Origin of the sequence: Citrobacter sp. ABFQG (genome assembly GCF_004322975.1) — a bacterium.
In the GTDB taxonomy this organism is placed as follows: Bacteria; Pseudomonadota; Gammaproteobacteria; order Enterobacterales; family Enterobacteriaceae; genus Citrobacter; species Citrobacter freundii.
On the sequence record NZ_CP036435.1, the window covers coordinates 3,740,394 to 3,763,003 of the forward strand.

General features: G+C 53.9%; 14 protein-coding genes. 9 read left to right on the forward strand and 5 right to left on the reverse strand.

Annotation, left to right across the window (positions count from 1 at the left end):
- The first annotated feature begins 312 nt into the window (after nucleotides 1-312).
- Nucleotides 313-1,896, forward strand: coding sequence for a TerC family protein (locus tag WN16_RS18470; RefSeq protein WP_044701906.1), 1,584 nt, complete (start codon nucleotides 313-315; stop codon nucleotides 1,894-1,896).
- A 44-nt stretch (nucleotides 1,897-1,940) separates the two neighbouring features.
- On the opposite strand, the gene asmA is transcribed toward WN16_RS18470, so the two are convergent.
- From asmA to udk, 3 genes are all read right to left on the reverse strand, one after another.
- Nucleotides 1,941-3,794, reverse strand: a complete 1,854-nt coding sequence (gene asmA, locus WN16_RS18475) for an outer membrane assembly protein AsmA (RefSeq protein WP_044701904.1) — start codon at nucleotides 3,792-3,794, stop codon at nucleotides 1,941-1,943.
- 26 nt (nucleotides 3,795-3,820) lie between these two features.
- On the reverse strand, nucleotides 3,821-4,402 hold the full coding sequence (gene dcd, locus WN16_RS18480) for a dCTP deaminase (protein WP_003036774.1): 582 nt from the start codon (nucleotides 4,400-4,402) through the stop codon (nucleotides 3,821-3,823).
- A 91-nt stretch (nucleotides 4,403-4,493) separates the two neighbouring features.
- A complete protein-coding gene (gene udk / locus WN16_RS18485; RefSeq protein WP_003841777.1) occupies nucleotides 4,494-5,135 on the reverse strand; it encodes a uridine kinase in 642 nt (213 codons plus the stop codon).
- A gap of 315 nt (nucleotides 5,136-5,450) precedes the next feature.
- On the opposite strand from udk, the gene WN16_RS18490 reads away from it, so the two are divergent.
- Nucleotides 5,451-8,780 (forward strand): diguanylate cyclase, encoded by a 3,330-nt coding sequence (locus tag WN16_RS18490; RefSeq protein WP_103790826.1) that lies wholly within the window; start codon nucleotides 5,451-5,453, stop codon nucleotides 8,778-8,780.
- Here the strand turns inward: WN16_RS18490 and alkA are convergent.
- Complete coding sequence (gene alkA / locus WN16_RS18495) at nucleotides 8,748-9,617, reverse strand: DNA-3-methyladenine glycosylase 2 (protein ID WP_016150612.1); 870 nt, start codon at nucleotides 9,615-9,617, stop codon at nucleotides 8,748-8,750. The genes WN16_RS18490 and alkA overlap by 33 nt on opposite strands.
- Before the next feature lie 136 nt (nucleotides 9,618-9,753).
- Here alkA and yegD point away from each other — a divergent pair, with 136 nt between their 5' ends.
- On the forward strand, nucleotides 9,754-11,106 hold the full coding sequence (yegD, locus tag WN16_RS18500; RefSeq protein WP_044701901.1) for a molecular chaperone: 1,353 nt from the start codon (nucleotides 9,754-9,756) through the stop codon (nucleotides 11,104-11,106).
- 99 nt (nucleotides 11,107-11,205) lie between these two features.
- Here the strand turns inward: yegD and WN16_RS18505 are convergent, their stop codons facing one another.
- Nucleotides 11,206-11,265, reverse strand: a complete 60-nt coding sequence (locus WN16_RS18505; protein WP_106672390.1) for a type I toxin-antitoxin system Ibs family toxin — start codon at nucleotides 11,263-11,265, stop codon at nucleotides 11,206-11,208.
- Between the two features lie 278 nt (nucleotides 11,266-11,543).
- On the opposite strand from WN16_RS18505, the gene WN16_RS18510 reads away from it, so the two are divergent.
- From WN16_RS18510 to baeR, 6 genes are read left to right on the forward strand one after another with little or no spacing between them, the layout of a single operon-like run.
- Entirely contained in the window at nucleotides 11,544-12,791 is a 1,248-nt protein-coding gene (locus tag WN16_RS18510; protein WP_003841769.1) for an MdtA/MuxA family multidrug efflux RND transporter periplasmic adaptor subunit, read from the forward strand.
- Nucleotides 12,791-15,913, forward strand: a complete 3,123-nt coding sequence (locus WN16_RS18515; protein ID WP_044701898.1) for an MdtB/MuxB family multidrug efflux RND transporter permease subunit — start codon at nucleotides 12,791-12,793, stop codon at nucleotides 15,911-15,913. The genes WN16_RS18510 and WN16_RS18515 overlap by 1 nt, the downstream gene beginning before the upstream one ends.
- Nucleotides 15,914-18,994, forward strand: a complete 3,081-nt coding sequence (gene mdtC, locus WN16_RS18520) for a multidrug efflux RND transporter permease subunit MdtC (protein ID WP_044701897.1) — start codon at nucleotides 15,914-15,916, stop codon at nucleotides 18,992-18,994.
- Nucleotides 18,991-20,403, forward strand: coding sequence for an MFS transporter (locus WN16_RS18525; RefSeq protein WP_003036790.1), 1,413 nt, complete (start codon nucleotides 18,991-18,993; stop codon nucleotides 20,401-20,403). Before mdtC ends, WN16_RS18525 begins: the two co-directional genes overlap by 4 nt.
- The gene (gene baeS, locus WN16_RS18530; RefSeq protein WP_003844344.1) at nucleotides 20,403-21,806 is read left to right on the forward strand and encodes a two-component system sensor histidine kinase BaeS; all 1,404 of its coding nucleotides are present in this window, start codon (nucleotides 20,403-20,405) and stop codon (nucleotides 21,804-21,806) included. The genes WN16_RS18525 and baeS overlap by 1 nt, the downstream gene beginning before the upstream one ends.
- Nucleotides 21,803-22,525, forward strand: a complete 723-nt coding sequence (gene baeR / locus WN16_RS18535) for a two-component system response regulator BaeR (protein ID WP_003036797.1) — start codon at nucleotides 21,803-21,805, stop codon at nucleotides 22,523-22,525. The genes baeS and baeR overlap by 4 nt, the downstream gene beginning before the upstream one ends.
- The last annotated feature ends 85 nt before the right edge of the window (nucleotides 22,526-22,610 follow it).

The window sequence follows — 22,610 nt, forward strand, 5'->3', positions numbered from 1 at the left end:
CTAAGCGAATATCAGGCAAGATAACAAACCACCGATACCAAGCTTTTAAGATTAATATTAAGCGTTGGATTTGTATATTTTTAGGATTTTATTGATGTTGACAATATTGATATAAAAACATTCCACCTGCGATATTTCCTAAATATATCTAGATTAATGAACTAATTTCCTGTAGTGACATTAAGGCTATTATCCTGCATCTGTTCTGATATAACCGGCAGAGAAATCCCCTCTCGCCATTGCATTTTTCGCCAGTTTTACCCATGATCGAATTGTGACAATTGTCATACAACTATGGGTATAGCATTTACTATGGAATGGATTGCCGATCCGTCAATCTGGGCCGGACTGGTCACGTTAATCGTGATCGAACTTGTTCTTGGCATTGATAATCTTGTTTTTATTGCCATCCTCGCGGAGAAACTACCTCCTGCCCAGCGGGATAAGGCGCGTATTACCGGGCTACTGCTGGCGATGGTTATGCGCCTGCTGCTGCTGGCATCAATATCCTGGCTGGTAACACTGACCACGCCGCTGTTCAGCATTCGCGATCTCAGCTTCAGCGCCCGCGATCTGATCATGCTGTTCGGCGGTTTCTTCCTGCTGTTTAAAGCCACTATGGAGCTCAACGAACGGCTGGAAGGAAAAGACAGCGACAATCCCACCCAGCGTAAAGGCGCTAAGTTCTGGGGTGTGGTCGCGCAGATCGTGGTGCTGGACGCCATATTCTCTCTCGATTCCGTCATTACCGCTGTTGGGATGGTCGATCACCTGGCCGTGATGATGGCTGCGGTGATTATTGCCATCAGCCTGATGATGCTGGCGAGCAAGTCGCTGACGCGCTTTGTCAACAGTCATCCAACTATCGTTATTCTGTGCCTGAGCTTCTTGCTGATGATTGGTTTTAGCCTGGTGGCCGAAGGGTTTGGTTTCCATATCCCGAAAGGTTACCTGTACGCGGCCATCGGCTTCTCGGTGATGATCGAAGCATTGAACCAGTTGGCTATTTTTAACCGTCGTCGCTTCCTCTCAGCCAACCATACTCTGCGCCAGCGCACCGCCGAAGCGGTAATGCGGCTGCTGAGCGGGCAAAAAGAAGATGCCGAACTGGATGCCGAAACCGCGGCAATGCTGGCGGACCATCATGAAGGTCAGATTTTCGCGCCTCAGGAGCGGAGGATGATTGAACGTGTGCTGAACCTTAATCAGCGTACCGTCAGCAGTATCATGACCTCGCGTCACGATATTGAACACATCGACCTCAATGCTCCCGAAGCAGAAATCCGCGCCTTACTGGAAAAAAACCAGCATACGCGTCTGGTGGTCACTGGCGAAGACGGGCAGGAAGAACTGCTTGGTGTGGTGCATGTCATCGATTTGCTGCAACAATCTCTGCGCGGCGAGCCGCTCGACCTGCGCGTCCTGATTCGCCAGCCGCTGGTGTTCCCGGAAACTCTGCCGCTACTTCCGGCGCTTGAGCAGTTCCGAAACGCCCGGACGCACTTCGCGTTTGTAGCCGATGAATTTGGTTCCGTCGAAGGGATAGTGACGCTGAGTGATGTGATGGAAACCATCGCCGGCAATCTGCCAAACGAGGTAGAGGAAATCGACGCCCGCCATGATATTCAGAAAAACGCCGATGGTTCATGGACCGCTAACGGGCATATGCCGCTGGAAGACCTGGTGCAGTACGTCCCTATCCCATTAGATGAAAAACGTGAGTATCACACCATTGCCGGGCTTTTAATGGAATATTTGCAGCGCATCCCAAAAACCGGGGAGGAAGTCCAGGTTGGCGACTATCGGCTAAAAACCCTGCAGGTGGAAAATCATCGCGTGCAAAAAGTCCAGCTGATACCGCTACACAGTGAAGAAGAGATGGATTACGAGGTGTAAGTCACGAGCCGGATGGGGCATTAGCCACCATCCGGCAATATGAATCAGAGCTTATCCAGCAACTTTTTAACATCTTTGCCGTTGCGGGAATCTTTATTGCGATCGGCCCAGTCATTCAGGCGACGTTTTGCTTCATCCTGCAGATGTTTACGCAAAAGCTGATCAACTTGCAGACTGTAGTTCAGTGATTGCCATTGACCATAGACTCTGAGAGGAACCGGGGTGGCCTTCAGGAAATTAATCAACTTACTTTCGCCATCCCAACCGCCCAGAACGCGAATGTTAAACAGCGTGTCGCAATTCTGCTTCACCAGATCTAACGTTCCTTTGCCGGTCAGTGCCAACATAGCGGACTCCCCTACCATGTTATCCAGCGTCACCTCACCGTTATCCAGCGTCATATCGGTTACAAAACGATCCAGACGGGTCACGTTCTCCATATTTTGCTGGGCTTTAGCATCTCCACCGCTACGCTCGACGGCCTGCTGTATCATCTGCTGGAAGTTCATCCCTTCCATTCGCGTATCGTTCATTTCGACATGGGCCTGCCCTTGCCAGCTGTGACGAAACGCCTGGGCGTCAATATCCGAGCCGGAAAAATCTCCCGTCAACGACAGCTTGCCGGTGAGTGCGATGGGGTAATCAAAGGCCTTCAGAATAGTGCCAATTTCAACACCTTCCAGGCGCGGATGAAAGACCGCTCGCGGTTCTCCCTTTCTGGCATCCAGCGTGCCGGGCAATGAGATCAGCCCGCCATCACTTTTTCCCTGCAACTGTGCAATGTTCAGTAAGCCGAACCGGTTGTCTATTTTTGCCGAGACATTCTCAAACGCCATTTTCCGCCACAGCACCTTGTCAGCCTGCAAAGCGATATCTGCCGAAAAACCCTTGAGTCCCTGATACGAAACAGCATCAACCTGGGAAGCAATAACGGGGCGCGCCAGCGTTGACTGACTCTGACCTTGCTGAACTTCACCTTTTGCTGTCACCGCTGCGTCATGTTGTACGAGCAGGTTATCCAGATTGAGCTGACCAAATTTTAGGTCAACGGCCCATTCCGGTTTTTCCAACAAGGCCACATGCGCTTGCCCGGAGAAAGAAGAGTCATTAGCGGTCAAATTTATCTGGCTAAATGAAAGCTGTTTTTTCTCTTCCAGCCATTGCGCCTGAAGATGTCCCTGACCGTTGATCCCCTGCGGCGGAAGATCGGCCCCCTGCAGTTGCCAGCTTAACTGTTCAATATTCGCAGATAAGTTGTGCGGATAATCGGAGGCATCGACCGTACCGTTAAAGGATAACGCGAGATCGCGCTGATCGCGGTTCACACGCCCGGAGAAATCAAACGTGCCGCGGTGCTGGCTATCTTGTTCCATCTCCAGACGAATATCGCGAACGGTAACCTGTTCATCGTCTTCATGTTGGAACACCAGAACACTGTCGGCAACGCGCAGACGGGCGATATCAAACGACCATCCTTTGTCTTCCGCCAGATCGGGCAACATATTGTCTTTTGGGGCAACGGGTGCATCTTTGCCGCGTACCGCCTCAGTTTGCGGGGTCAATTGAATCACTGCGCCTTTGAGCATCACCTGCTTCACGCTGAGCTGGTGGCTCAACAGCGGCCACAATGCAACGTCGAGACGCATATTATCAGCACGAACCAGGGGGTCGCTGGCGCCTTCAGCCGTTAACATCACTCGCCCTGAGAGGATACTCAGTTGCGGCCATACGTGCCAACGCAGGGGGCCATCCAACTGCAGCTGATACCCGCTACGTACGGCAACCTGCTTGACCATATACGCGCGGAAATCATTCGGATTCACCAACAGTACTAACGCAGAAAAGCCGGCCACCAGCACGACCAGAAGAATCATCAGCGTCGTCAGAAATCGTCTCATGCTATCCCCAATGGACTGATAAACACTCAGTCTTTATCGATCCGGCTGGCAACGGCGCCCTGCTGGTCGCGATATTTCGCATCCTGACGACGGTTGTAGGGTCGCGCTGCCGGACCGGAAAGCGGTTCGAAACTTAACGCGCCAATCGGCATCCCCGGACGCAGAGCCAGCGGTAATTTTCCGGAGTTGTAAAACTCCAGTACGATACAGCCAGACCAGCCCGGATCGATACGGTGAGCGGTGACGTGTACCATCAGTCCCAGACGAGCCAGCGAAGAACGGCCATCTAACCAACCGACGAGATCGGAAGGCAGTGTCACGGATTCGAATGTTACCGCCAGTGCAAGTTCCCCCGGATGCAGGAAAAAGGCTTCGCCGTCCTTAAGGACGATTTCATCACTCATCACGCGATCCAGCGCGGCGCTGACTTCATCTTTCGGTCCGCTTAAATCGATATACGCCGCCGTATGACCGCGGAACGTACGGAATTTGTTGCCAAGGCGCACATCTACCGTGGCGCCATTGATTCGCTCGACAGGAGGGCGTGGATTGATCGACAGGCGACCTTCATCCAACCAGGCTTCAATATCTCGGTCACATAAACGCATGGCACTTTCTCCTTTCGTGCTTCAAACCCTTAATGCCAGGTGCGTTAAGGGTGAACCAGGTTATCACTGAACGGTACACAATTCGCTGAACTTATTCAAAGAACTGACTGATTTTAGCCTTCAGAATATCGATGGCGATGCGGTTTTTACCCCCGCGCGGCACAATGATGTCGGCGTATTGTTTTGAAGGCTCAATAAATTGCAGGAACATTGGGCGGACGGTTTTCTGGTATTGCGCCATCACCGAATCCATTGAACGACCACGTTCGTTCACATCCCGCTTGATACGGCGCATCAGGCAAATATCTAACGGCGTATCAACAAAAATAGAGAAGTTCATCTCGTCACGCAAACGCGCATCCGTCAGCAGCAAAATGCCTTCCAGGATGATGACTTTCTTGGGTTCGATATGAATAGTGTCTTGCGTACGCGTGTGCTCAACATAGCTATATACCGGCAGCTCAATGGCGGAGCCGCGTTTCAGCGCTTGCAGATGTTGAAACAGCAGGCTGTGGTCCATCGCGTTCGGATGGTCGTAGTTGGTTTTTACACGTTCTTCCATCGACAGATGGCTTTGATCTTTGTAATAGCTGTCTTCGGGAATAACGCCAATATGTTCGTCACCGACTTGTTCACGCAATTCGCGATAAAGAGTACTGGCAATAAGGCTCTTGCCGGAAGCCGATGCGCCGGCAATGCCGATAATGACGCACTGATGGGACTGATCAGTCATAAATTTAGCGACCTGATTAACCTGGATGTAAGGAAGGGCGGCGCCGAAACGCCAAACGCGGCAATTATAGGGATTTCAGCGGCGCGATGCCACCCCAGGCTGCACCAATGCTGTCCCTGTCGCAAATTAAAATGGTCAGATTTAGAACAGCCACTATATTTATTCACCTGCCTTAGGAATTAATAGCTTGGGAGTGTTAATTTATGAGCAGCTGGCGTATAAATTGTAAATTGTTTGTACTAGCATAATCCCAGATTAAATGTGATGCGTCCGGCATCTCTGCTGGGCGACAACGGCTATTTGGGTAGAGTGGTAATGAGTAAACAATCCCAACATGTTTTAGTTACCTTACCCCATCCTCTACTGCGCCTGGCCAGTTTAGGTCTGGTGGCTTTCATCTTTACGTTGTTTTCGCTGGAACTGTCACGTTACGGCGCACAGCTTGCACCGCTGTGGTTTCCAACCTCTATCATGATGGTGGCTTTTTACCGTCACGCTGGAAAGATGTGGCCTGGGATCGCGCTGGCTTGCTCATTCGGTAGCATCGGCGCCTCTTTACTCTTCTTCCCCGGACAGTCGCTTAATTTCTCCTATACGGTCATTAACATTATTGAGGCTGTTGTTGGCGCAATGTTATTGCGTAAACTGCTGCCCTGGTACAATCCCTTACAAAATCTTAACGACTGGGCGCGTCTGGCATTTGGCAGCGCGGTTGTTCCGCCACTGCTGGGCGGCGTATTGATGTGGATGTTGCTGCCGAAGGAAACTACGTTAAATACCTTTCTCATTTGGGTACTGTCAGAATCCATTGGCGCACTGGAGTTGGTGCCGTTAGGTTTGCTGTTTAAACCACATTACCTGCTGCGCCATCGCAACCCGCGATTATTACTTGAGACCCTGATTACGCTTCTGGTGACCTTAACGTTCAGTTGGCTATCCATGATGTACATTCCATGGCCATTTACCTGCGTTATTGTCCTGCTGATGTGGAGCGCTGTCCGCCTGCCGCGTATGGAGGCGTTTTTAATATTCCTCAGCACCGTGATGATGGTCTCGCTGATGCTGGCCGCCGACCCTTCACTGCTTTACACCCCGAAACAGAACATGATGACGGACATCCCCTGGTTGCCGTTTTTGATGATCCTGTTGCCCGCCAACATGATGACCATGGTGATGTACGCGTTTCGAGCCGAACGCAAGAACATTTCAGAAAGCGAGTCACGCTTTCGCAACGCCATGGAATATTCCGCGATTGGCATGGCACTGGTTGGCACCGAGGGGCAATGGCTACAGGCCAATAAAGCCTTGTGCCAGTTTCTGGGCTATAGCCAGGAGGAGCTACGTTCGCTGACCTTCCAGCAGTTAACCTGGCCGGAAGATCTGAACAACGACCTTGAACAACTCAACATGCTGGCACGCGGAGAGATTAATAGCTATTCCATGGAAAAACGCTATTACACCCGCGCGGGCGACGTCGTCTGGGCGTTGCTGGCCGTTTCGCTGGTGCGTCATAGCGACAACACTCCACTCTACTTTATCGCGCAGGTTGAGGACATTAACGACCTGAAGCATACCGAGTGGATTAACAAACGGTTGATGGAACGCATTACCCTCGCCAATGAAGCCGGGGGCATTGGGATTTGGGAATGGGAACTGCAGCCTGACGTGATCAGTTGGGATAAACGGATGTTCGATCTGTATGAAGTTCCTGCGCATATAAAGCCCAGTTGGCAAGTCTGGTATGAGTGCGTTGTACCCGAAGATCGCGAGTACGCCGAAAATGTGATTCGTGATTCGCTGGCCGCGCGGGTTCCGTTTAAGCTTGAGTTTCGTATCGCAGTAAAAGATGGCATACGCCATATCCGCTCGTTGGCCAACCGGGTGCTGAATAAAGACGGTGAAGTTGAACGCTTACTTGGTATCAATATGGATATGACCGAAGTGAAGCAGCTTAACGAAGCGCTGTATCAGGAAAAAGAGCGCCTGCACATTACGCTGGACTCAATCGGCGAAGCGGTAATTTGTATTGATGTCTATATGAACGTGACCTTTATGAATCCGGTCGCTGAGAAAATGAGCGGCTGGCAGCAGGACAGTGCCATCGGCATTCCGCTATTGACGGTACTACATATTACTTTTGGCGAGAACGGTCCGCTGATGGAAAATATCTACAGTGCTGACATGTCGCGTACGGCAATCGAGCAGGAAGTGGTCCTGCATTGTCGTAATGGCAGCAGTTATGACATTCAGTACAGCATCACGCCCCTCAGCACCCTTGACGGCGGCAGCATTGGTTCGGTGTTGGTTATTCAGGACGTCACAGAGTCACGGAAGATGCTCCGCCAGCTTAGCTACAGTGCCTCACATGATGACCTGACGCAGTTGGCAAACCGGGTCAGCTTCGAAAACCATCTAAAACAATTGCTGCATTCAGTACACGACACGCGCCAGTGCCATGTACTGGTTTTTATCGATTTGGATCGTTTTAAAGCGGTGAACGACAGCGCGGGTCATGCCGCCGGCGATGCCCTGCTGCGTGAACTCTCTGCGCTTATGCTCAGCATGTTGCGATCCAGCGATATGCTGGCGCGCCTTGGCGGCGACGAGTTTGGTCTGTTGCTGCCGGATTGTAATATCGAAAGCGCCCGCTTTATCTCAGGACGCATCATCAGTGCTATTAACAATTACCAATTTATGTGGGAAGGCCGTTTGCACCGTATTGGCGCCAGTGCGGGAATTACGCTGATTGATGAGAAAAACCATGTCGCGACTGACGTTATGTCTCAGGCCGATATCGCCTGCTACGCGGCGAAAAACAGCGGCCGTGGGCGAGTCTGTGTCTATGAACCTCAGCAAAGCCAGGCCCATGCCGCGCGTAGCCAACTGTCATTGGATGAACAAAGACACACTATTACACACAACCCTATGCTGATGATCGCCAGAGGTGTTGCTTCTCCGCGTATACCGGAGACTTTTAGCTTCTGGATTATCTCACTTCGCTTAGGCACCGCTGAGGGTGAAGTCATTGAAGATCAAGCCTTCCATGCCGGGTTGGTCGATCCCACGTTGAGTCAAGCGCTCGATCGTCGGGTATTCGGCGAGTTCTTCCAGAGTGCTGCCCCGGCTGTCGCCAACAAGGGCCTCAGTATTGCCCTGCCCCTTTCCGCCGCCGGCCTGCTCAACACAGAGCTGGTAGATGAGCTGCTGGAGCAATTGCAACGCAGCCCGCTACCGCCACGATTGCTGCATCTGACCGTTCCATCAAGTGTCATCAAAACAAGCCCAACGCAGGCGGTATCCGCCCTGCATCGACTGCGGCAGTACGGTTGTCGAATTGTGTTAAGTCAGGTTGGTCGCGACTTAGAGCTTTTTGACAACCTGAAATATCACATTGTCGATTACCTGTTACTCGACAGCGAGCTAAGTGCCAGCGCTCCCGGCAACTTGATCGACGAAATGTGGGTGTCCATTATCCAGGGTCATGCTCAGCGCCTGGACATTAAAACCATCGCCGGTCCGGTGCAACTGCCGCTCATCATGGATACGCTTTCTGGCATCGGTATTGATATGATTTATGGCGATATTATTGCCGACGCCCAACCGCTGGATCTGCTACTGAATACCAGCAATTTCGCCATCAACTGACGGTTGCCAACCATCCGTATACCAGATATGCAACAGCGCATAGGAGCGCCAGGGTTTCCAGCGCTCTGCATACCGCCGGATCTGGGCTGGTGTCATGCCGGGAAAACGCTGCTTAATCAGATAATCATCCGGCAGAAAAACGTCCTTCGCCTGCCAGCCGCGCAGCGCAAAGTAGTTGGCGGTCCATCGCCCTATCCCGGGAAATGTTTGTAGCTGCTTAACGCCTTGTTCGATATCGGCAGGGGCTGTTGTCGCGAGCGTTCCTTCAAGGGTTGCATGAGCAAGGTGAATCAACGCTTCAGCGCGTTTGAGCGGCATTCCTAACGTTTTCAGGTGCAGCGGATCGGCGTTGGCAAGCTCTTCTGGAGAGGGAAAACACACATACTCGGGCGCATCCTCCAGTGTATTGCCATAAGCGTGCGCTACTTTCGCTGTCAGTTTTGCGGCCATCGCCACGCTGACTAACTGCCCTAAAATCGCCCGTACCCCTTGCTCAAAAGCATCGACACATCCCGGCAGGCGCAATCCCGGACGCGCCGCGCCGAGGTTACCCAGCGCGCCGACAATTTGCTGCGGGCAACAGGAAAGATCGAACAAGCGCGTTATTTTTGCCAGGCACTCAGAGGCTACAGGCTGTAACCCTGAGCTCAACGTCACGTGTAGCACGTTGGCGTGCAGATCCGGGACAACGCTTACCAGACCACGATACTCCCCTACGGACAGACTTCGGACATAACTCAGTTCTTCTACGGTTTCGACACCTTCAACCGCACGGGCGGCAAGAAATCCCAGCATCCAGGGCCAGTCATAAGGCGGTTGCCAGCTCAGCGTGAACATTCGGTTTTCCTTTTAAAGCAAACTTACAGCATAAACGGTATTCAATCAGTACGCCTTGCTTTCATATTCCAGTTGTCGGGGCGTCAACTATTCGTTAAAGTCACGCCCCTTCTTCACTGGCATGGGGATTTTTACGGTGTTTATTGGTTTTGACTACGGTACGGCAAACTGTTCAGTGGCCGTTATGCGTGATGGGCAGCCCCACCTGCTCAAAATGGAAAATAACAGCACGCTGCTACCCTCAATGCTGTGTGCACCAACGCGCGAAGCGGTTAGCGAGTGGCTGTATCGCCATCACGACGTTCCAACCACGGACGATGAAACACAGGCGCTGCTTCGCCGTGCGATGCGCTACAATCGCGAAGAGGACATCGACGTTAACGCCAACAGCGTGCAGTTCGGTCTGACATCGCTGGGTCAGTATATTGAAGACCCGGAAGAGGTGTACTTCGTTAAATCGCCAAAATCATTTTTGGGCGCCAGCGGTCTGAAGCCGCAGCAAGTTGCGCTGTTTGAAGATCTCGTCTGTGCAATGATGCTGCACATTCGCAACCAGGCGCAAAGCCAACTGCCGGAAGCTATCACTCAGGCCGTAATTGGTCGCCCCATCAACTTCCAGGGATTAGGCGGCGATGACGCCAACACCCAGGCGCAGGGGATTCTTGAACGTGCAGCCAAACGAGCCGGTTTTCAGGATGTCGTCTTCCAGTACGAGCCGGTAGCAGCGGGGCTGGATTACGAAGCCACACTGCAGGATGAGAAACGCGTGCTGGTGGTAGATATTGGCGGGGGTACGACCGACTGTTCACTACTGCTGATGGGGCCGCAATGGCATCAGCGCGCCGATCGCGAAAACAGCCTGCTGGGACACAGTGGCTGCCGTGTAGGCGGGAACGATCTGGATATCGCGCTGGCGTTTAAACACCTGATGCCGCTGCTAGGTATGGGCGGTGAGACTGAAAAAGGGATCGCCTTACCGATTCTCCCCTGGTGGAACGCGGTCGCGATCAACGATGTTCCCGCGCAAAGTGATTTCTACAGCAGCGCCAACGGTCGTTTACTGAACGATCTTGTCCGCGACGCGAAAGAAGCCGATAAAGTAGCCTTGCTGCTTAAAGTCTGGCGCGAGCGTCTGAGCTATCGCCTGGTGCGCAGCGCAGAAGAGAGCAAGATCGCGCTTTCCGACCAGACCATTGTAACGGCTGCGATACCGTTTATCAGCGACACGCTGGCAACCGATATTAGTCAACATGGATTGGAGGCCGCGCTCAATCAGCCCCTGGCGCGCATTCTGGAGCAGGTCAAACTGGCGCTGGACAACGCGCAGGAAAAACCGGACGTAATTTATCTGACCGGCGGCAGCGCGCGTTCACCGCTGATTAAAAAAGCCCTCGCCCAGCAGCTTCCTGGGATCCCTATCGCGGGTGGCGATGACTTCGGTTCTGTCACCGCCGGTCTGGCCCGCTGGGCTGACGTTGTTTTCCGCTAAGCCGCTCGCAAGCTGAAAGGTGTGCGTATTGACATCACCGTTGCTGTGGCTTATTTTCAGGAGTGAGGGTTAGGGAAGGTTTCCCCTCCCCCTGGTGTCTTAGTAAGCCGGTAAGCTAATGACTAAGAGTATCACCAGTATGATGACGTACTTCATCATAACCCTTTCCTTATTTTGGCCCCTTCCTCGGGAGGGGCTTTCCCGTTCCAGCGTCCCGCTGAAATCTCTGGCTTACCTCCTTTTGCCTTGACCGCACTCTAACGCACAATGACGCATTCGCTATTTTCGCCGCAAATTGTTGCGTAACGCCTCGCAAAGCCGCGTCAGCATTCAGACGAATCCCGACAGTGTTTCATAATTCCTCCATTTTTCTCCCTTGTTCGCTGGCTAAACTAGTATCATTCCGCGAATCGTTTCAGGATGAGAAACTCATAACAATGAAAGGCAGTAATAAATCCCGCTGGGTGATAGCAATCGTGATCGTCGTGGCCGCCGTCGCCGCCATCTGGTTCTGGCAAAGCCACAGCGCTTCCCAGGAAACCGCACCGGGCGCTACCAAACCAGCGCAGCACACGCCTGGGTCGGCACGCCGTGGAATGCGCTCCGGACCGTTGGCTCCCGTGCAGGCTGCCACCGCCACCGAGGAAGCCGTTCCACGTTACCTGACAGGGCTGGGTACCATTACTGCCGCCAATACCGCCACGGTACGTAGCCGGGTGGACGGTCAGCTCATTGCCTTACACTTTGAGGAAGGACAACAGGTAAAAGCCGGCGACCTGCTGGCAGAGATAGATCCCAGCCAGTTCAAAGTCGCTCTGGCTCAGGCGCAGGGACAACTGGCAAAAGATAAAGCCACGCTGGCGAATGCCCGTCGCGATCTTGCCCGCTATCAACAGTTGGTTAAAACCAATCTGGTCTCCCGCCAGGAGCTGGATGCCCAGCAGGCGCTGGTCAATGAGACGTTAGGCACAATCAAAGCGGATGAAGCCAGTGTCGCCAGCGCTCAGTTGCAGCTCGACTGGAGCCGGATAACCGCACCTGTCGATGGTCGTGTCGGCCTGAAGCAGGTCGATGTCGGTAACCAAATTTCCAGCGGCGATACCACCGGGATCGTCGTCATTACGCAAACTCATCCCATCGACCTGATATTTACTTTGCCTGAAAACGACATTGCTACCGTGTTGCAGGCACAAAAATCGGGAAGCCAGCTGAAGGTCGAAGCCTGGGACCGAACCAATTCACAAAAACTGAGTGAAGGCGTCCTGCTCAGTCTCGACAATCAGATTGATGCCACTACAGGAACCATCAAAGTTAAAGCCCGTTTTAACAATCAGGATGATGCGTTATTCCCTAACCAGTTCGTCAACGCCCGCATGCTGGTCGACACGCAGCAAAATGCCGTTGTGATCCCAACAGCAGCCCTGCAGATGGGCAACGAAGGGCACTTTGTCTGGGTATTGAACAGCGACAACAAAGTCAGCAAGCATCTGGTTAAACCGGGTATTCAGGACAGCCAAAAAGTGGTGATCGCCGCTGGGTTGTCCGCAGGCGATCGGGTCGTGACTGACGGTATTGACCGTCTGACGGAAGGCGCAAAAGTCGAAGTCGTTGAGGCGCACGACGCCTCTGTTTCCGATGAGAAAACAGCGCCACGCGGATACGGCAAAAAAGGAGCCAACTCCTGATGCAGGTGTTACCTCCTGACAACACAGGCGGACCATCGCGCCTGTTCATTCTGCGCCCCGTCGCCACTACGCTGCTGATGGTCGCGATTTTGCTTGCCGGTATTATCGGTTATCGCTTTCTGCCAATCGCCGCCTTACCTGAAGTGGATTACCCCACGATTCAGGTCGTGACGCTCTACCCTGGCGCCAGCCCGGACGTCATGACCTCGGCGGTAACCGCGCCGCTTGAACGTCAGTTTGGCCAGATGTCTGGCTTAAAACAGATGTCATCACAAAGCTCCGGTGGCGCATCGGTCGTTACGTTACAGTTTCAACTGACGCTCCCGCTGGATGTTGCCGAGCAGGAAGTTCAGGCCGCGATTAACGCCGCCACCAATTTATTACCTAGCGATCTACCTAACCCTCCGGTCTACAGCAAGGTAAACCCGGCAGATCCGCCGATCATGACGCTGGCGGTCACTTCCAGCGCCATGCCGATGACGCAGGTGGAAGATATGGTCGAAACCCGCGTCGCGCAGAAAATCTCTCAGGTATCCGGCGTGGGTCTGGTAACACTTTCCGGTGGGCAACGTCCGGCGGTCCGCGTGAAACTTAACGCTCAGGCCATTGCCGCACTCGGTCTGACCAGCGAAACCATCCGTACGGCCATTACCGGTGCCAACGTCAATTCAGCAAAAGGGAGTCTTGATGGCCCAACGCGCGCCGTTACCCTTTCAGCTAACGACCAGATGCAGTCCGCAGATGAATATCGTCAGCTCATTATTGCCTATAAAAACGGTGCACCGGTTCGCCTGGGCGATGTCGCTACCGTCGAACAAGGAGCAGAAAACAGCTGGCTGGGTGCATGGGCAAATAAGCAACAAGCTATAGTGATGAATGTGCAGCGCCAGCCTGGGGCGAACATCATCGCCACGGCAGACAGTATCCGCCAGATGCTGCCACAGCTCACCGAAAGCCTGCCCAAATCGGTTAAGGTCAGCGTACTTTCCGATCGCACCACCAATATTCGTGCCTCTGTTGCAGACACCCAGTTCGAGTTGATGCTGGCGATAGCGCTGGTGGTGATGATTATCTACCTGTTTCTGCGCAATGTTCCGGCGACGATTATTCCTGCAGTCGCCGTACCGTTGTCGTTAATCGGCACCTTCGCGGTGATGGTATTTCTTGATTTCTCCATCAACAACCTGACCTTAATGGCGCTAACCATCGCGACAGGCTTTGTTGTGGATGACGCTATCGTGGTTATCGAGAATATTTCACGCTATATCGAAAAAGGCGAAAAACCGCTGACTGCTGCCCTGAAGGGCGCAGGCGAGATTGGTTTTACCATCATCTCTCTGACGTTTTCATTGATTGCGGTATTGATCCCACTGCTATTCATGGGCGATATCGTCGGGCGCTTGTTCCGTGAATTCGCCGTTACGCTGGCGGTGGCGATTCTGATTTCCGCCGTTGTCTCGCTCACTCTTACGCCGATGATGTGCGCGCGTATGCTGAATCAGGCCTCATTGCGTAAGCAGAATCGCTTCTCCCGCGCCTCAGAGCGAGTGTTTGATCGCGTCATAGCCGGGTACGGTCATTGGCTGGCAAAAGTACTTAACCACCCGTGGCTGACGCTGAGCGTAGCGCTCGGCACGTTGGCATTGAGCGTCATGCTATGGGTTTTTATCCCCAAAGGTTTCTTCCCAATCCAGGACAACGGCATTATCCAGGGTACGCTACAGGCACCGCAGTCCAGCTCATTCGCCAGCATGGCCGAGCGCCAGCGTCAGGTTTCAGATGTCATCCTTAAAGATCCGGCGGTAGAGAGCCTGACCGCTTTTGTCGGCGTGGATGGTACTAATCCGGCATTGAACAGCGCACGTTTGCAAATCAACCTTAAACCGCTGGATGAACGTGACGATCGGGTGCAGAAAGTGATTGCGCGCTTACAGGACGCGGTTGACAGGGTTCCCGGAGTTGACCTTTATCTTCAGCCTACTCAGGATCTGACGATTGATACTCAGGTGAGCCGGACGCAATATCAGTTCACGCTGCAAGCGACATCCCTTGATGCCCTCAGCACCTGGGTTCCACAGCTGATAGCAAAACTAAATCAGCTACCGCAGCTGTCCGATGTCAGCAGCGACTGGCAGGACAAAGGGCTGGTAGCGTATGTGAACGTCAATCGCGACAGCGCCAGCCGTTTGGGCATCAGCATGTCAGATGTCGACAACGCCCTGTACAACGCCTTCGGCCAGCGTTTGATTTCGACTATTTACACCCAGGCAAATCAGTATCGCGTGGTGTTAGAACATAACACCAACAATACGCCGGGGCTTGCGGCACTGGATACAATACGTCTGACCAGTATCGACGGTGGCATAGTACCGCTCAGCGCGATCGCCAGTATTGAACAGCGTTTTGCCCCGCTGTCGATTAACCACCTCGATCAGTTCCCGGTCACCACCATCTCGTTCAACGTGCCAGACGAACATTCGCTGGGTGATGCGGTACAGGCGATTCTGGACGCCGAAAAAACGCTTAACCTGCCCGCAAATATTACGACCCAGTTCCAGGGTAGCACGCTCGCCTTCCAGGCCGCGCTGGGAAATACCATCTGGTTGATTGTGGCTGCGGTTGTCGCGATGTATATCGTCCTCGGCGTGCTGTATGAGAGCTTTATTCACCCAATTACTATTCTCTCCACGCTGCCGACGGCGGGCGTCGGGGCACTGCTGGCGTTAATGATTGCCGGCAGCGAACTGGACGTCATCGCGATTATTGGCATTATTTTGCTCATCGGTATCGTCAAGAAAAACGCCATAATGATGATCGACTTTGCCCTTGCCGCGGAGCGCGAACAAGGCATGGCGCCGCGCGATGCTATTTTCCAGGCCTGTCTGCTGCGTTTCCGCCCAATTCTGATGACTACGCTGGCGGCACTGCTCGGCGCGTTGCCGCTGATGTTAAGTACCGGTGTGGGCGCAGAGTTACGCCGTCCGTTAGGCATTGGCATGGTCGGTGGACTGCTTGTGAGTCAGGTATTAACCCTGTTTACCACTCCGGTAATTTATCTGCTGTTTGACCGTCTGTCGCTGTATGTGAAAAGCCGTTTCCCGCGTCAGGAAGAGGAAGCGTAAATGAAATTTTTCGCGCTTTTCATTCATCGGCCGGTGGCGACCATTCTCATTTCGGTGGCTATCACCCTGTGCGGTATTCTGGGCTTTCGTCTGCTGCCGGTCGCTCCGCTGCCGCAGGTGGATTTTCCGGTGATTATGGTCAGCGCATCATTACCCGGTGCCTCCCCTGAAACGATGGCGTCTTCGGTCGCAACTCCGCTGGAGCGCTCGCTGGGCCGCATCGCGGGCGTAAACGAAATGACTTCGAGTAGTTCGCTTGGCAGTACGCGTATTATTCTCGAATTCAAATTCGACCGTGACATCAATGGCGCGGCGCGGGACGTTCAGGCCGCGATTAACGCCGCGCAAAGCCTGCTGCCCAGCGGGATGCCGAGCCGACCAACGTATCGCAAAGCTAACCCTTCCGATGCGCCAATCATGATCCTGACGCTGACGTCGGACACTTACTCGCAGGGTGAACTGTACGATTTCGCATCAACACAACTGGCGCAGACCATCGCGCAAATCGACGGTGTGGGCGACGTGGACGTTGGAGGCAGTTCTCTGCCTGCCGTGCGGGTAGGACTCAACCCGCAGGCGCTGTTTAACCAGGGCGTGTCACTGGACGACGTGCGTAGCGCGATCGACAATGCCAACGTGCGTAAGCCGCAGGGCGCTATCGAGAATGATACCCATCGCTGGCAGGTACAAACTAACGATGAGCTGAAAACCGCCGCCGAATATCAACCGATTATCATCCACTATAACAACGGCGCAGCGGTGCGACTGGGTGATGTTGCGTCTATAACCGACTCTGTACAGGACGTTCGTAACGCGGGGATGACCAACGCCAAACCGGCCATTCTGCTGATGATCCGCAAGCTGCCGGAAGCCAATATTATTCAGACTGTAGATAGCATTCGCGCCAAATTACCGGAGCTACAAACGCTGGTCCCGGCCGCCATCGATCTGCAAATCGCCCAGGACCGTTCACCGACCATTCGCGCTTCACTAGAGGAAGTCGAACAGACGCTGATTATCTCCGTGGCGCTGGTTATCCTGGTGGTCTTTGTTTTCCTGCGATCCGGGCGTGCGACTCTGATCCCCGCGGTAGCGGTTCCGGTCTCGCTGATCGGTACCTTTGCCGCCATGTATCTGTGCGGATTCAGCCTGAACAACCTGTCGTTGATGGCGTTAACCATTGCCACGGGATTTGTCGTAGATGACGCCATCGTGGTGCTGGAAAATATTGCCCGCCACCTGGAAGCGGGAATGAAGCCACTCCAGGCGGCGTTACAGGGTACGCGCGAAGTGGGATTCACTGTGCTTTCCATGAGCCTGTCGCTGGTGGCGGTGTTCCTGCCGCTGCTGTTAATGGGCGGATTGCCTGGACGCCTGCTGCGCGAATTTGCCGTCACGCTGTCGGTTGCCATCGGTATCTCGCTGCTGGTGTCGCTGACATTAACGCCAATGATGTGCGGCTGGATGCTTAAATCCAGCGCCCCGCGTGAACAGTCGCGTAAACGGGGATTTGGTCGCGTGCTGGTAGCGCTGCAGCAAAGCTACGGCACTTCACTTAAATGGGTACTGCGCCACACGCGACTGGTGGGCGTGGTATTACTCGGCACCATTGCGCTGAATATCTGGCTTTATATTTCCATCCCCAAAACCTTCTTCCCGGAGCAGGATACGGGCGTATTGATGGGAGGGATCCAGGCTGACCAGAGCATCTCTTTCCAGGCGATGCGCGGTAAACTGCAGGATTTTATGAAGATCATCCGCGACGATCCGGCGGTGAACAATGTCACCGGCTTTACCGGTGGGTCACGGGTTAACAGCGGGATGATGTTTATTACCCTCAAGCCCCGCGATGAGCGCCGTGAAACCGCTCAGCAGGTGATCGACCGCCTACGCGTTGCGCTTTCAAAAGAACCAGGTGCGAATCTGTTTCTGATGGCGGTGCAGGACATCCGCGTTGGCGGACGGCAGGCCAACGCCAGCTATCAATACACATTGCTGTCCGACGATCTGGCGGCGCTGCGTGAGTGGGAACCGAAGATCCGTAAGGCGCTTGCCGCCCTGCCCCAACTGGCGGACGTCAACTCCGATCAGCAGGACAATGGCGCGGAGATGAATCTGATTTACGATCGCGACACCATGTCTCGTCTTGGGATCGACGTGGCGGCCGCCAACAGCCTGCTGAATAACGCCTTTGGTCAGCGACAAATTTCAACCATCTATCAGCCGATGAACCAGTACAAAGTGGTGATGGAGGTCGATCGACGTTACACCCAGGACATCAGCGCGCTGGACAAAATGTTCGTCATCAACAATGACGGTAAAGCGATCCCGTTATCGTACTTTGCCAAATGGCAGCCAGCGAATGCGCCACTGTCGGTAAACCATCAGGGATTATCTGCCGCCTCAACCGTGTCGTTTAACCTGCCGACAGGTTCTTCACTGTCAGAAGCGACAGAGGCCATCAACAGAACCATGACCCAGCTAGGCGTCCCCTCCACGGTTCGTGGCAGCTTTGCCGGTACCGCCCAGGTATTTCAGGACACTATGAACTCGCAGGTGATCCTGATTATCGCCGCCATCGCCACCGTCTATATCGTGCTGGGTATGCTGTATGAAAGCTATGTACATCCGCTGACCATTCTCTCCACGCTACCTTCGGCAGGGGTCGGGGCTTTGCTGGCGCTGGAGCTGTTCAATGCCCCGTTCAGCCTAATCGCCCTGATAGGGATCATGCTATTAATTGGAATTGTGAAGAAAAACGCCATCATGATGGTCGATTTTGCGCTGGAAGCGCAGAGAAACGGTAAGCTGCAGCCGGAAGAAGCTATTTTCCAGGCCTGCCTGTTGCGCTTTCGCCCAATCATGATGACCACGCTGGCGGCGTTATTTGGCGCACTGCCGTTAGTGTTATCCGCAGGGGATGGCTCTGAGCTGCGCCAGCCGTTGGGGATAACCATTGTCGGTGGGCTGGTCGTGAGCCAGCTCCTGACGCTGTACACCACGCCTGTGGTCTATCTCTTTTTCGACCGTCTGCGTCTGCGTTTTTCGCGTAAAAACAGCAAACCGGTAGCAGAGTTATGACAGAACTTCCCGACAGCACCCGCTGGCAACTTTGGATTGTGGCATTTGGTTTTTTTATGCAGTCGCTGGATACCACCATCGTTAATACCGCGCTTCCCTCGATGGCGGCAAGCCTCGGGGAAAGCCCGTTACACATGCATATGGTCATTGTGTCATATGTTTTAACCGTTGCCGTGATGCTGCCCGCCAGCGGATGGCTGGCGGACAAAGTTGGCGTGCGTAATATCTTCTTCACCGCCATTATCCTGTTTACGCTTGGTTCGCTGTTTTGCGCCGGGTCCAGCACGCTCAACGAGCTGGTGATGGCGCGCGTCTTACAAGGCGTTGGCGGTGCGATGATGGTGCCAGTCGGCAGGCTGACGGTGATGAAAATCGTCCCGCGTGAGCAATATATGGCGGCGATGACGTTTGTCACTTTACCCGGTCAAATCGGCCCGCTGCTGGGCCCAGCGTTAGGCGGAATTCTGGTTGAATACGCCTCCTGGCACTGGATCTTTTTGATTAACATTCCGGTAGGCATTGTCGGCGCGATAGCGACGTTAATGTTGATGCCCAACTACACCATGCAAACCCGACGCTTCGACCTCTCCGGATTCGCGATGCTGGCGGTCGGTATGGCGGTTCTGACGCTGGCGCTCGATGGCAGCAAAGGAACAGGTCTCTCCAGTATCACGCTGGCGGCGTTGGTCATCTGCGGGGTGCTGGCTATTGCGCTGTATCTGAAACACGCCCATCGAAATCCCCGCGCGCTGTTTAGCCTGAATCTGTTTCGCACATCGACCTTCTCGCTAGGTCTGTTCGGCAGTTTTGCCGGACGCATCGGCAGCGGTATGCTGCCGTTTATGACGCCGGTGTTTTTACAGATTGGCCTCGGTTTTTCACCGTTTCATGCCGGACTGATGATGATCCCGATGGTGCTGGGCAGTATGGGCATGAAGCGCATTGTGGTGCAGGTCGTTAACCGCTTTGGTTACCGTCGCGTACTGATTACCACCACGCTTGGCCTGTCGCTGGTCAGTCTGTTGCTAATGACCACGGCACTGCTGGGCTGGTATTACGCCCTGCCCTTCGTGCTGTTTTTACAGGGAATGGTCAACTCAACGCGCTTTTCATCCATGAATACCCTTACGTTAAAAGATCTGCCTGACGATCTCGCCAGCAGCGGCAACAGCTTGCTGTCGATGATCATGCAGCTGTCGATGAGTATCGGGGTGACCATCGCGGGCCTGCTGTTAGGCATGTTTGGCCAGCAGCATATCGCCATCGACAGCGGTAGTACGCATAGCGTCTTTATGTATACCTGGTTGTGCATTGCATTCATTATTGCGCTGCCCGCCATTATTTTTGCCCGCGTGCCGAACGACACGCAAACCAATGCGGTGATTTCACGACGCAAAAGGAGCACCTGATGAAGTTCTGGCGGCCCGGTATCACCGGCAAACTGTTTCTGGCGATTTTCGCCACCTGCATTGTGTTGCTGATCAGCATGCACTGGGCCGTACGCATAAGCTTCGAACGCGGTTTTATCGACTATATTAAGCACGGTAACGAACAGCGGCTGCAAATGCTCAGCGACGCGTTAAGCGAGCAGTACGCGCAGCACGGCAACTGGCGATTCTTACGCAATAACGATCGTTTCGTTTTCCAGATCCTGCGCTCTTTTGAACACGACAACGACGATGATAAACCGGGTCCAGGCATGCCGCCACACGGCTGGCGTACACAGTTTTGGGTTGTCGATCAAAATGCCCACGTACTGGTCGGCCCGCGGGCTCCTGTCCCCCGCGACGGTATGCGCCATCCCATCCGCGTCAACGGTAGCGAAGTGGGTGCTGTGATTGCCTCTCCGGTGGAGCGTTTAACGCGTAATACCGATATCAATTTCGACATGCAGCAAAGACGTTCCAGCTGGCTTATCGTCGCGCTCTCCACGATTCTGGCTGCGCTGGCAACGTTTACGCTGGCGCGCAGCCTGCTGGCCCCGGTTAAACGGTTAGTGGAAGGCACGCACAAACTGGCGGCGGGCGATTTCACCACTCGCGTTACGCCAACCAGTACGGATGAGCTAGGCAAGCTGGCGCAGGACTTCAACCAGCTCGCCAGTACGTTGGAAAAAAACCAGCAGATGCGTCGTGACTTTATGGCCGACATTTCTCACGAACTGCGCACGCCGTTGGCGGTGTTGCGCGGTGAACTGGAGGCCATTCAGGATGGCGTCCGCCAGTTCACGCCCGACTCCGTTGCTTCTTTGCAGGCTGAAGTGGGTACGCTCACCAAACTGGTTGACGACCTTCATCAGCTCTCCATGTCAGATGAAGGCGCGCTGGCCTATCAGAAATCATCGCTGGATCTTATCCCGCTGCTTGAGGTGGCAAGCGGCGCATTTCGTGAACGCTTTGCCAGCCGTGGACTGACGATTCAACTCTCGCTCCCGGACAGCATGACGGTATTTGGCGACAGGGATCGTCTGATGCAGTTGTTCAACAATCTGCTGGAAAACAGCCTGCGCTACACCGACAGCGGCGGCGGGCTGCACATCAGCGCCGAACAACGCGAACGCATGGTGTTATTAACCTTCGCGGATTCCGCTCCCGGCGTAAGTGACGAGCAGTTACAGAAGCTGTTTGAACGATTTTATCGCACCGAAGGCTCGCGTAACCGCGCCAGCGGAGGTTCCGGGCTGGGGCTGGCGATTTGCGTCAATATCGTACAAGCGCATAATGGTCTGATCCGCGCCGCCCATTCGCCTTTTGGTGGGGTTAGCATTACAGTAGAGTTACCGCTGGAACGCGATTTACAGAGAGATGTATGACTGAGTTACCCATTGATGAAAACACGCCGCGTATTCTGATCGTGGAAGACGAACCCAAGCTGGGGCAACTGCTCATCGACTACCTGCGGGCAGCGAGCTACGCTCCTACGCTCATCAGCCACGGCGACCTGGTTCTGCCTTACGTGCGCCAAACACCGCCCGATCTGATCTTGTTGGATCTGATGCTGCCCGGTACCGATGGTCTGACCCTGTGTCGGGAAATCCGCCGCTTCTCAGAAGTCCCCATCATGATGGTAACCGCTAAAATCGAAGAGATTGATCGCCTGCTGGGGCTGGAGATCGGTGCAGATGATTATATTTGTAAACCGTACAGCCCGCGCGAAGTCGTCGCGCGTGTTAAAACGATCCTGCGCCGATGCAAACCGCAGCGCGAACTACAACAAATGGATGCAGAAAGCCCGCTTATCGTCGATGAAGGCCGTTTTCAGGCCTCCTGGCGTGGGAAGATGCTCGATTTAACGCCCGCCGAATTCCGCTTACTTAAAACGTTGTCACATGAGCCGGGAAAAGTATTCTCCCGAGAACAATTACTTAACCATCTCTATGACGATTATCGCGTCGTTACCGACCGCACCATCGACAGCCATATTAAGAACCTGCGACGCAAGCTGGAGTCGCTGGATGCTGAGCAGTCGTTTATCCGCGCGGTCTATGGCGTGGGGTATCGCTGGGAAGCCGACGCCTGCCGAATTGCTTAAACACTCCTGCCCTTCAGGGCCCGCTGCTCCATGGGGCCCTGGTGACTAGCAACTCTCCAAATATCGCTCATACTCTTTCTGACAA